7 protein-coding genes are annotated in these 11755 nt (G+C 56.2%); 3 read left to right on the top strand and 4 right to left on the bottom strand.

The window, feature by feature from the left end; all coding sequences use genetic code 11:
• Positions 1–28: 28 nt before the first annotated feature.
• The 3 genes from ACNPM8_RS04835 to ACNPM8_RS04825 all read right to left on the bottom strand — a co-directional run bounded on the left by ACNPM8_RS04835 (position 29) and on the right by ACNPM8_RS04825 (position 7144).
• Positions 29–2245: a protein kinase domain-containing protein gene (locus ACNPM8_RS04835; RefSeq protein ID WP_448939394.1), complete on the bottom strand. Its 2217-nt coding sequence runs from the start codon at positions 2243–2245 to the stop codon at positions 29–31.
• A 202-nt stretch (positions 2246–2447) separates the two neighbouring features.
• Positions 2448–2696 carry a WhiB family transcriptional regulator gene (locus ACNPM8_RS04830; RefSeq protein WP_013348560.1) on the bottom strand — a complete coding sequence of 83 codons (249 nt, stop codon included), beginning with the start codon at positions 2694–2696 and terminating at the stop codon, positions 2448–2450.
• A 638-nt stretch (positions 2697–3334) separates the two neighbouring features.
• Entirely contained in the window at positions 3335–7144 is a 3810-nt protein-coding gene (locus ACNPM8_RS04825; protein WP_166650817.1) for an FHA domain-containing protein, read from the bottom strand.
• A gap of 249 nt (positions 7145–7393) precedes the next feature.
• On the opposite strand from ACNPM8_RS04825, the gene ACNPM8_RS04820 reads away from it, so the two are divergent.
• From ACNPM8_RS04820 to ACNPM8_RS04810, 3 genes are read left to right on the top strand one after another with little or no spacing between them, the layout of a single operon-like run.
• Positions 7394–8614 carry a CpaF family protein gene (locus ACNPM8_RS04820; RefSeq protein WP_105662564.1) on the top strand — a complete coding sequence of 407 codons (1221 nt, stop codon included), beginning with the start codon at positions 7394–7396 and terminating at the stop codon, positions 8612–8614.
• A 2-nt stretch (positions 8615–8616) separates the two neighbouring features.
• Positions 8617–9468 carry a type II secretion system F family protein gene (locus ACNPM8_RS04815; RefSeq protein ID WP_105662565.1) on the top strand — a complete coding sequence of 284 codons (852 nt, stop codon included), beginning with the start codon at positions 8617–8619 and terminating at the stop codon, positions 9466–9468.
• Positions 9465–10406: a type II secretion system F family protein gene (locus ACNPM8_RS04810; protein WP_105662566.1), complete on the top strand. Its 942-nt coding sequence runs from the start codon at positions 9465–9467 to the stop codon at positions 10404–10406. The genes ACNPM8_RS04815 and ACNPM8_RS04810 overlap by 4 nt, the downstream gene beginning before the upstream one ends.
• A 209-nt stretch (positions 10407–10615) precedes the next feature.
• On the opposite strand, the gene ACNPM8_RS04805 is transcribed toward ACNPM8_RS04810, so the two are convergent.
• On the bottom strand, positions 10616–11755 hold a 1140-nt coding region (locus ACNPM8_RS04805; protein WP_448939393.1), incomplete at its 5' end, for a recombinase family protein.

The following is an 11755-nucleotide window of genomic DNA, read 5'->3' as shown; positions in this document are numbered from 1 at the left end:
TTTTATGCCTGGGGGAACGGCGCAGGCCTCAGAAGGCGTAGATGCTGATCTCGCTGCCGCGCACGGCTTGCTGGTGCAATGGAGACTGCATGCGAACGGTCTGGCTGAAACCGCCAAAGACATTGTGCGTCTTCACGGAAAAGCCGGCGGCTTCCAGTGCAGAGAGTGCTTCCTCGACGCCCATGCCGAGCACGGATGGGATCTGGACGTATTCTGGTCCTTCCGAGAGATTCACTGTCACGGTGCTGCCGTACGCAACGGTGCCCTGGGCCGGGTCCTGGACGGCGACTAGGCCTTTTTCGGTCGTCGTGGAATGGACGGATTCACCGGTTTCCAGCTTCAAGCCCATGGACTCAAGCTTTTCCTTGGCCGCATCCTTGCCAAGACCAATGACCGCAGGAACAGGAACCGGAGCATGTCCCTTGGAAACAGTGAGGGTGATGATGTTCTTCCGCGGCAATTTCTTGCCGGCGGCAGGGGAGGAACTGATAATCTCGCCCTTCGTCACCGATTCCGAGTAGGCCTCGGCTTCCTGGACATCTTCGAAACCGATTTCATCGAGCAACTTGGTGGCCTGATCCAGGGTTTTCCCGGTGAAATCCGGAACTGCAAAAAGCTGAGGGCCTTGCGAAACGATCAGATCGATTCCCTGGAACTTCATGATGTTCTCGCCGGTCCCCGGCTGCGAGTCGACCACCCTGCCGATGGCAATCTCATCGTTGTAGGTCGTGCCTACCCGAACTGGAACACCTTGGCCATCCATTTGCGCGACTGCCTGCGATTGAAGCATACCGGTCAATGACGGGATGCGGATGACGGTTCCGGGGCCGCGGCCGAAGAACCATCCGGCACCTGCGACCAGAGCCACGATGAGGATCCACATCACGGTGATGACGAACTTCTGCGTACCCGAGCGAGGCTGACGCAACCGGTGGGTGGGTACCTGTGCTTCCTTGCGCCACTTTCTTGCAGCCTGCTTCTGCGCACGCTTTTGGCCACGTACCGACAGCGGTGCTTCGGAATCGGCGTCATTCTCGTGGGCCGGTTCCAGATCGCGGCCGCGGGTGTACACCGACGTTGCGGCTATGCCAGAATCAGCGGCAAGATCAGTGGGACGAGGCTGGGTCAGTGTGGCTTGCGCATCGCGAAGATCCAAGACTTCGGTGGCGTCAACCGCGGCAATGACGGTTGTCTGGTCAGGATCGGCGGGGGCATCATCGATAACGTAGCTGTCCTCGTGCTGAGCAGTATTCCGCTTCAGCCATAGCTGTTCACGCTCATCTTCGCGCTCGCGTTGCATCGCATCAAGACGCTGCTGCAGCGTAGTGGGCATCTGCGCCATAGTTTGCGGGGTGAGATCTTCAATCCCGCCGAGGTCCTCGGCGCCCAGGTCCAGTTGCGCATCGTTGAGCGTTGAGCGGATCTGGATGATCTCCTCCAGCAGCAGCGAAGCATCTTGCGGGCGCTTCTCTGGATCCTTCTCGGTGCACCATCGAACCAACTCATCGAGATCTTCGGCCAATCCCGGAACCAAGTCCGAGGGCATGGGCATGGGGGAGTCCAGATGATGCTTCATTAATGCAGCGGCATTGGTCTCGGTATACGGTGCTTGTCCAGTCAGCATCTGGTAGATCATGATGCCCAGTGCGTAGATGTCGCTGCGCGAATCGGCTGGTGCCCCTGAAACTAGTTCGGGGGAGACATGGGACAGCGTGGCGACGAGCGTGGCTGACTGGGTATGGGCGCTGGCAGCACGGGCCAAGCCGAAGTCGGTAACTTTCACTTCGCCGGTATCGGAGAGCAGCACATTTGCCGGTTTCATATCCCGGTGGATGATTCCCTCGCTGTGCGCGGCGCTGAGACCGTGGCAAATTTGTTCAAGGACGCTTAGCGCCTGACGCGGAGTAAAGCGGCCGCGTTCTTCAATGACCTGTTCGAGGTTCCGTCCTCGAACATACTCCATCACGAGGTACACCAGATTATCGCTCACGTTGTGATCGCGGATGGAGACCACATTCGGATGAGTGATATTCGCAGCGATGACAGCTTCGGATTCGAATCGCTCACGCACTGTATGCTCGCTGGAGAAGTTGTCGTTCAGGATCTTCACGACAACCGCTCGATGCAGGCGCTTGTCCATGCTGCGGTAGATGCGTGACATGCCACCCAGGGCAAGCAGATGGTCCAGTCGGTATCGACCATCCAGCGTCTTGCCCAGGTTGGGGTCGGTCAGGGCCGGGCTCATTTTGCGGTCGCACCTGCCTGAACGGTGCACGCGAAGCGGGCCAGAGTCACTAACGGATCCTTTCGAACATGAATACTACTTTTAATGTACCTAGCTGAGCTGACAATTTGTCGCTTAAACTCGAAATCCGCCAGTGGTGTTTACCTCTGGCGGATTTCGTATAGCGTCTCGGGTTGCGAGAATTACCTCGAGCGCAGCTTAATTAGGAAGCGCGGCGAGCTCGTGCTGCACGACGCTTCAAGGCACGACGCTCATCTTCGCTCATGCCACCCCAGACGCCTGCATCCTGGCCGGACTCAATAGCCCACTGCAGGCAGGTTTCGGTTACTTCACATCGACGGCAGACGCTCTTGGCCTCTTCGATCTGCAACAGGGCCGGACCGGTGTTTCCCACTGGGAAAAACAGTTCCGGGTCCTTTTCCAGACACGCCGCGCGGCTACGCCAATCCATGCTTATTGATGCTCCTTGAAATCTGAGAGGGTGTGAAACACCAACGACAATCAACACACAGGCAAAAAATAACTAGGAGTGAAATGAAATCCTGGTTGCCTAGCGGTTAACATCTGGCGTCTCGAAAGGTCGGAGAAGTCCATTCGGGCACTTCGTTTAACCGACCACATAAGGTTTTCATGTAACGCGGAAGTAAACAAGAGTCACGGTAGCGAAATGTTGCTGAATGCCTGAGTGCTTTCTCACATGGCATTTGGCACTAGGATCCGCTAGTTATCAGAGGTGTGGCGCGAGCAACAGCAAAAGTCAATTGTTGCGGTTTGAGTTCCTGCAGAAGGTCAACGAAAATTGTTGATGTGAGCAACGAAAATGCAGTCTCGTCCCGCCCAACCAGTGTTTTCGTGGTTGCCGCGCTTGTCCTAATTGAGGCCCTGGCTGTTCTGGCGTACGCCATCAGCTACATGTTGAACCTCGACACCAACGGAACAGTCAATATGGGCGGGCAGTTATTCATGCTGGCCCTGTGCTTGCTTCTTGCCGTTTGGCAAGGCTCGGTAGCTGTCAACTTCTTCAAGGGAAAAGCGTTCACTCGTGCTCCGATTGTCGTTTGGCAACTATTCCAGCTCATCCTCTCTGTTTCATTCCTGAGCTCCAATATCCCGATGGTGACGGCCGCGGCGGTACTTTCCATCGTGGTCGCCGGAACCACTGTGGTGATGCTCTTCGCGCCGAAGACCACCGCATTCCTCGGAGACCGGCCAAACCGCTGAATTGCCAGCAGATAATTCGTACGGAATATGAATCATCCGCGGTTTGCCTCGTTTGGAGATGACCGCGCACCAATAGTCTTTGGCTCCTTGATGAGGCACCTGATGGATTGGCTGCCAATTCATCGGTTGAAGATCTTGCGGATGATGGGCTTCGACAGCGACTACCTGGCGATCATCGAACCCGTTGGCGCTCAATCCCAGGTCGAAGGCCATCCTGCTGGACGGCGGAACGAATAGCGCGACACCGATTCCCCTCGAATTCAGAGCGTTCAAGAGCGGTGGCAACCGAGAGTCATTGGTGGTTTCGAGGAAGAGGCAAAGCAAGTCCTGCCGAACACGGTACGAGCCGTCCTCGAGAGAACGTACGAACCGTTCAAAGTCCGGTAGGCCGCAAATATGCGGGGAGTTCCAACGCACAGCGAGTACGGCAGTCAGCTGCCGGCGCTGTTGCGTATCGGGGCACAGCACAACAACCATCGGACCTGCTGGTCGAGGGACCGCCTCACCATCGAAGGGCGAGTATCCCAGAAAGTTTGCCGGTTGAAGGGCAGAACCTGAAGGCATCTGCCAAGCCGAAGGCACTTCGGGCCAGGTGCTTCCCGGGATTTCAGCTAATTGAACTTCGGTGAGTTGGAAGACCTGCGGAGGATGCCCCGAACTCAGCTTGACCCCTCGACCCGGCAAAAGCGAACAGGCCGGGATCTTGGGCCACATCATCTTTAATGACTCGGTAGCGTTGAATGGGAAGAACCATTGCTCTGTACAAAGACCGGTGGACTTCAACGCGTTTTGGTCGCGGTCAACTGAACAAATCACCATAGGCGATTGCGGGCCGCCGAAACGCAATAGCGTACCGAGTGCTTCGTCCAGGCGTTGGAAATGTTGCGGGTGGATATTGGACTGCAACTGGGCCAGTGAATGAACGAGAATGATCAATGCTGGATCACTGGGCATGGATTCCAGGAAGTCGACAGCATCGAAAAAGCCATAGGGATCCTCACCCGTGACAACCTTGACGTTTTCAGTGGCATCCGGGATCGGCGACGGACCGAAGCAAAGTATTTTTCTGGGCGAACGGGCGAGGGAAGCGAACAGGGTTCGGGCACCGGCTTCTGGCAAGCCGCAGATCAATGTTGATCGTGAACGGGCAGGGTCAAGAATCAAAGGTTCAAGCCGGGCCAAATGCAGATTATCTGCAACGCCGCAGTAAATCGTTCCTCGTTCCTTCCCATCCCACGTATCTGGCGAGTGCGTTGGTTCTGCTGGCCGAGGCAACGCTGGAGCAAAACCAGATACCGGGAGCTCCGAAGTGGACCACTGTGAGGAAAGTTCTGCTGCATGGTTTTGCAAGCGATCTCCAGCGACTGACGCGATGCTCTTTTCGAATCGGCACAACGGACGAAGGCTGAGATCTTGACGATTCCGCTCGAATAGTTCGCCGTGCAGTGGCGGCTCGATGGCCAGCTGGAATTGCATGTTCCTAGTGGGCTTGGAAGCGCCCTTGATGATCGCCTGTCCGGGGTGGAGGAGTTTGGACGCCTCGGTGGAGCCCACCAGTTCCACGGACTCACCCGGGTCGTTTACCCTCAATGCGATTGTCGTGTTTAAGTTCGCCTTGGTTTGTCCCGTCAAAGCGCCAGCCGGACGCTGCGTGCTGAGAATCAGATGGATTCCTAGAGCTCGACCCACCGCAGCTAAACGATCAATTCTGGCGCTGGCTTGAGGAAGCGTTTCGACGAAAACACGGAATTCGTCAATGACTACCAGCAAGCGAGGCAGAATCGGGCCTGATTCGTCGAGATCTTGATATTCCGCAATGTCGCTGCAGCCTTGTGCTGCCAGAAGCTCCTCGCGCCGCCGCACCTCATGTTCTAGTTGTTCCAACGTGCGCTGAGCCGCTGCCTCATCGAGGTCGCTTGCGAAGAGCTGGACATGGGGCAAACCTGCATAGACGCCTAGTCCAGCTCCACCCTTGAAATCAATAAGTGCGAAGGCAAGCTGAGTCGGCGGGTGGTTCCGGGCAAAATCAGCAATCAGGCGCCTGAGCGCTTCTGACTTGCCTGACCCTGTAGTGCCGCAAATCAGTACATGCGGACCATCCTCATGAAGATCAAGGAACACGTCCTCTTGCTGTTCATCGAGGCCCAGATGTGCCCGTACGGCTAGTGACGGGGATGCAATGGATTCTGCGTTCTTGGTTATTGCCTGCTTTTGCAGCTGCACATACTGCTGCACCATCCTGTCGAACCGCGAAAGGCTCAGCGTGCTTAGGTTCTGCAGCACTAAGCGTTCGTCGGGCAAACGCGAGGACACGGGGCTTGGAACAATCCAATTCTCCACGGATTCGGCCAGCACCGGTGAAACGCCCAGCACCAGGGCGCCGGAAATAGGTTGAGGTTCCTGGGCAGTGACGTACAACGTCGCCAGGTTGGTTTCCTCTTTCCTGGTGAAGCTCGATTCTTCGGGAATCGACAGGTGGGCCACGGAAACGTTGCTCACCAAAAGCAGCGACGCCGGAAGACACCTGACACTGGGATCGAGCACGAGCCGTATCTGGCCGGAATGTATGGCCGGGAGATAGCGTGCAAGTACTGCGGCCAGAATAGCCCCAGCGCTTTGCCCTTGTGCAGAATTCAGCTGCCAGACGCTCGGGGTACTCGGGAAAAATACTGGACCGAACCAGGGCGCGTCCGACTTCGTCTTCCTGAGGCTACGAAATACTTTGCGGATCCCCGTGGGATCAGAACGAGAGGTGTCCTGCGGAGACCACAGTCCCTCGCCCCAAACCAGTGGTGGTATCCGGGCATGCGACAGTCCCAAAGAAGCGGAATCCAGTCCGGCTACGAACGATTCTCCGAGAGCCGGAGAATATTTACTTCTCGCGATAATGGCGGAAGCTCGTTGCACTTCCATTTCCCTTTTCCATTCGCGACGCTCCACGAACAGTTGACCGGCAGGCACCATACCCATAAGGGCCGAAACGCCACTCAAGATCAGAAAGAGCATCGAACCGGTAACCAAGGCAAGCAAGACGCCGGAGATGATCGGAACGAATGCTGCGAGGACCAGAGCAATTAAGCGGGACAGCTCGGGCTTGGAAGGTACTTGGATTTCCAATTGTTCGGGGGTTACCAATTGACCGGATTGGGCGGTTAATGGATCGCCGACAGCGAATTCAGTGTTGCCCAGAAAGAAGCGCGATCCGTGTTCCAATTCCACGGACTCGCAGCGGCTGCCATCTGGCATGGCAAGTTGCTGCTCAGAGCAGGCTACCAGGCGCAAGCTCCGGGTTGTCACGAATAACTTCGCGTGAACCCGGGACACCAGCGGATCTTCTAACCATAATGGGGCGGTTCTGCCGATGACATGTTCTCCCTTTGTGAGCGGAATCCAGGCACCAGCGTCGGGGCCGCGAACTACATATAACTTGAGGCACGAAGCTGTGGTGCTTGTGGCGCGAACAGGTTGGGGCAATTCATTGAGCAGAAGACGTTCAGACGCATGCAGGATCCCCAACTCTTCTATCCGCGTTATTCCCGAATACCATCGTTGTCCCGGGAAATGCTGCTGCAGCAGTGCGGCGAGCTGCTCGCCCGATATTCGTCCGGACATGACAAGTTCGAATTGCCGCGGATGCTGGAATTTTCGGGAAATCAGAAGTAATTCATAGCGGACCATGAGGTCTCCTGAATGTAATGGAATGTTGTCGTTCCCATCTAAACCAGCATTGAGGGCGGCGCTGGAAGATAAGAATCTTGGTGTGGAGAAAGTACCAAGAACTATCCACAACTTCGGGAACCTCTTGAAAGCGGTCTCTGCTGCAGATAGCATCCCTTGTCATACGAATAGGTATGCTGCACCGACGACGCGCTCGCCGATAGTCCCCGAGATCGGGATCCTCCAGTAGGGAAGCCAAAGGAGTCAGTCGTGGATGCGCTGTCCATTGTCGAAGACGAAGTACGCGAGCTGGTTCGCCGGCGTGGATTGGACCCGGCAAAGCAGCCAGCGATGATCCGATCACTTATTGAAGAGGTCATTCGCGACTACGACGAACGCGCATTGCTTGGCGCCGTGCCTTCACTTGGATCGCTAGAGGCCGCCCAACGTTCAGTATTCGATAATGTGGCCGGGTTCGGAGCGCTGCAACCCTTATTGGATGATCCTTCTGTTGAAGAGATCTGGGTAAATTCTCCACATCAAGTATTTTGCGCCAGAGGTGGCCAAAGCGAACTGACCCACATACGCATGGAATCGGCAGAAATCGCGGCTCTAGTAGAACGCATGCTCAAAACGTCGGGCAGGCGTCTGGACCTTTCCCAGCCATTCGTCGACTGCCAATTGCCTGATGGGTCTCGTCTTCACGTCGTGATTCCAGACATCACCCATGAGCATTGGGCCATCAACATTCGTAAGTTCATTGCTCGCGCGGGAAAACTTGAAGATCTAGTTGAGCTGGGAGCCTTGAGCGAACAAGCAGCGAGGTTCCTTTCTACGGCGATCAGTGCCGGTCTGAATGTCATCGTTACTGGCCCTACACAAGCCGGCAAAACGACAATGCTCAACTGTCTGGCATCAGCGATCGGCCCCAGGGAACGCATTATCACCATCGAGGAAATCTTTGAGCTGAATCTTTCACTAAGAGATGTCGTTGCCATGCAAACTCGCCTCGCCAATCTTGAAGGCACCGGTGAAATCACGATGCGCCGGCTGGTCAAGGAGGCCTTGCGCATGCGCCCGGAACGGATCATTATCGGCGAGGTCCGCGAAGCAGAGTCCTTGGATATGCTCATTGCCCTGAACTCGGGAATCGCGGGGCTATGTACCTTGCATGCGAATTCTGCCCGCGACGCTATCACAAAAATTTGCACTTTGCCGTTGCTTGCAGGACCAAATATCACCAGCGACTTCACCATCAAGACCGTGGCTGCATGCATTGACCTTGTGGTTCATTGCGTGCGGAGTCCACAGGGCCATCGCTATGTCAACGAGATTCTCAGCGTGCGCAACCGCGTGGAGGAAGGGCAAATTGAGTCCTCGACGCTATTCGAGCGGCAAGCCGATCGCCTGCTGCCGGCTCGGGGAGCCGATTGGTCCCATGAAAAGTTTGATGTCGCTGGAATCAATATTGCCGAATTGATGGCGGTGTAGCGGTGGTTGCTTTCTTTGCTCTCCTTGGCGGGCTAGGCATTGCCCTCATGGTTGACTGGTTGCTCTTCGCCCCGTGGGCAAAATCGCCCAAACGTAGCTCGGCCATCAAGAATGCTCTTTTGCATGCAGGAATGAGCAATCTGGCTCCGGCAAAATTCATCGTGATTTGCCTGGTCTGCGGGCTGACTTCCGCGTTGGTGACGTTGGGACTCACCGCTTCGTGGCTCTTCGCCTTGGTGTTTAGCATCTTCGGTTCATTCGCACCATGGGTCTACCTGCGCCATCAAGCCACCAAGCGCCGCACAGCATTGCAAGAACAATGGCCAGAGGTGGTTGATCACTTGCGAAGTGCCATCCGGGCGGGCCTATCTCTTCCCGAAGCATTGAGCCAATTGGCTGTCGTCGGCCCGCAGGTATTGCGTCCGCTATTTCGGGATTTCGCATTGGACTATCGAGCCACAGCGAACTTCTCCGTGGCGCTGGACCAGCTGGGCGAACGCTTGGCAGACCCGGTAGCCGACAAGATTCTCACGACATTGCGGATTACGCGTGAAGTCGGGGGCACCGACTTGGGGCATACGCTCACAACTTTGTCGGCATTCTTGCGCGATGACGTGAGAACACGAGGGGAACTCGCTGCCCGCCAATCATGGATTGTCTCGGCAGCGCGTTTGGCAGTCGCCGCGCCATGGATCTTGCTGTTGGTCTTGGGCACCCAGGAAGCTGCGAAGGATGCATATATGACGTTCGGGGGAGTGATAGTGCTATGCCTGGGCATGCTGGTTTCCCTCGTTTGCTATCGAATCATGCTCCGGCTGGGCACCTTGCCAGTAGAAGAACGAGTCCTGGCATGAACAGCTATACACCGTGGGCGGCGCTTTGCGGTTTGGGACTTGGCATAGGCCTTTGGCTGGTCTTTGTGAACCTGCCGGGCTGGCGAAGAATGGCCTTCGCTGATCGTATTGCGCCCCATGTTCGCGTTGGCGTTCGAAGCTCACGCATGCTGGAAGACTCATGGCACTCTGACTCCGGGCACTCGGCTTTAGGCCAACTCGCTGCCCCCATGTTGCTGCAAATCAAGAAGCTGGCTAGCCTACACAGTCCTTCGGCAAGTACTCTTCGGAAGCGTCTGAACGCTGCCGGATTGGACATGAGCGTAATTGACTACCGGTCTCAAGAAATTGTTTATGCTCTGGCAGGCCTAGTAGCAGGATCTGCGCTCATGGCCTTTGCCGCCGTTCAGTATCATGTCTCTTTGATCCTATCGGTGCTAGTCGTTATTGGTTTCGGGATTGTTGGCTATGCATTGCGTGGTTGGTGGCTTGGCGAACAGATCCATCGGCGGGCCAGGAAAATATTGACTCAGTTTCCAACCGTGGCCGAAGTGCTGGCGCTAACTGTCGGCGCAGGCGAATCAACCACCGGGGCCATCGAAAGAATTTCACGAATCTGCCACGGGGTGATCGGTGACGAATTCACCAAGACTTTGAACGACATTCACGCAGGCACACCGATGGTCCAAGCGATGCAGAATATGTCCGACCGGATGCAAGTTGGAGCCATGACGCGATTTGTCGATGCAATCGTTGTTGCAACAGAGCGAGGCACACCATTGGCTCAAGTGCTCAGAGACCAAGCACAAGATGTCCGCGATGCGTCCAAACGAGAACTTATGGAAGTTGCAGGAAAACGCGAGATTTCCATGCTGGTACCGGTCGTGTTCGGAATTCTTCCTCTCACGATCGTTTTCGCCGTATTCCCCGGTCTGGCGTTATTGGAGATGAGTTATTGATCGGAGCATAGAAAAGCTTGAATCTCCCACTTTGAAATCCTTTAGCAAGTTAGAAGGGCCGTCATGAATCACATACAAGAAATGATGCTCAAACTGGTATTGCAAATCACTGCAACCGGTGAACTACTCTTTCGTAAGGTTTCCCCGAAACTCAGGGATAGCAGAGGCGACGTGCCCGGATGGGTCATGATTACACTCATGACTAAGCTCTAATTGCTCCTATGATCTGACAAGGCAACTTTCTCCCAGCGGGCGACAATTCGCACCTCAGCTCGCGGCCGTCCAGGCTTCACTAAGATCCTCGCCACCACTCGGGCCAGCAGCTCTCGCTTCACCTCAGCCGGCATCTCACCCCACTGCTCCATCAAATCAGGCGGCAACTTCACGGGCTCAACCCGGGACTCGACGCGCGCCGCCATCAGTTGATCATCCAAAGACTTCTTTTCACCGAGCCACTGATCACGCATCCGCTCATACACTTCCTGCGGAACCGTCCCGTCCACCAGCTTCTCCGTCAGCCCTTCCAACCGGGCCTCAACCTTCATCAGCGCTCGCCGGAGGTGTGGGGTAGGGTCTGTAGCTTTCGGGACGGTGGGTGCGCTGTTGGTTGCCTGGTTGATTTCGTCGGCTAGGTCGGACAGCCAGGGGAGTAGGGTGGCTTCGATGGTGGTGTTCATGACGTAGCCGCCGGGGTGGAGTTTCCATTGTGCGGCCCCGCTACAGCGGTATTTGAGGGTGTGGTCTGAGCCAAAGAGGCCGGCATACATCCCGTGGCCGCAGAGCTCGCAGAAGATCAGGCCGGTGTACGGGTATTTGCCTTTGGTGCTGGATCGGGTGACCCTGCGGCTCTTGCGGCGCACCTGGAATTGTTCCCATGTTTCTTCGCTGATCAACGGTTCGTGGATCCCTTGGCGGACTTCTCCTTTGGAGATGAACCGGCCTGAGGCGAAGGGGTTGTCCATTACACGGCGTACGGTGTTTGCTGACCAGATTCCGGGCTTCGGCCCAGTGTAGCCTTCCCCTGGCTTTGTGGGTCCGGCATTGAGGTAGTCGGTGATCTCGTAGAAGGAGGTACCGGTGACGTATTTGCGGTAGCACTCTTGAAGGATTGGGCCTTCGACGGGGTGCGGGGTGAATCCTATGGCCTTGTCGTACTGGTAGCCGAAGCGTTTCTTTCCGGTGGCTGGCAGGCCTTGCTCGATGCGGCGCCGGTGAGCTTCTTTCCAGGTGTCGCCGATACGCTCGGATTCGAAGGCTGCGAATTCTGCGAGCATGCCGCGGGCGAAGCGTCCGGTGGACGTGCTCACGTCGACTTGCTCGGTCGCTGATTCGATGCGACCGCCGGCCGC

It is taken from the genome of Glutamicibacter sp. AGC46 (genome assembly GCF_053543715.1).
Note: the sequence above shows the minus strand (reverse complement) of the source record. Positions and strands in the feature narration are given on the sequence as shown.

Bases quoted from the DNA above. Each gene is read 5' to 3' on its own strand.
- ACNPM8_RS04835 (WP_448939394.1), bottom strand. From the start codon at position 2,245: ATGAGCCCGGCCCTGACCGACCCCAACCTGGGCAAGACGCTGGATGGT.
- ACNPM8_RS04830 (WP_013348560.1), bottom strand. From the start codon at position 2,696: ATGGATTGGCGTAGCCGCGCGGCGTGTCTGGAAAAGGACCCGGAACTG.
- ACNPM8_RS04810 (WP_105662566.1), top strand. From the start codon at position 9,465: ATGAACAGCTATACACCGTGGGCGGCGCTTTGCGGTTTGGGACTTGGC.
- ACNPM8_RS04825 (WP_166650817.1), bottom strand. From the start codon at position 7,144: ATGGTCCGCTATGAATTACTTCTGATTTCCCGAAAATTCCAGCATCCG.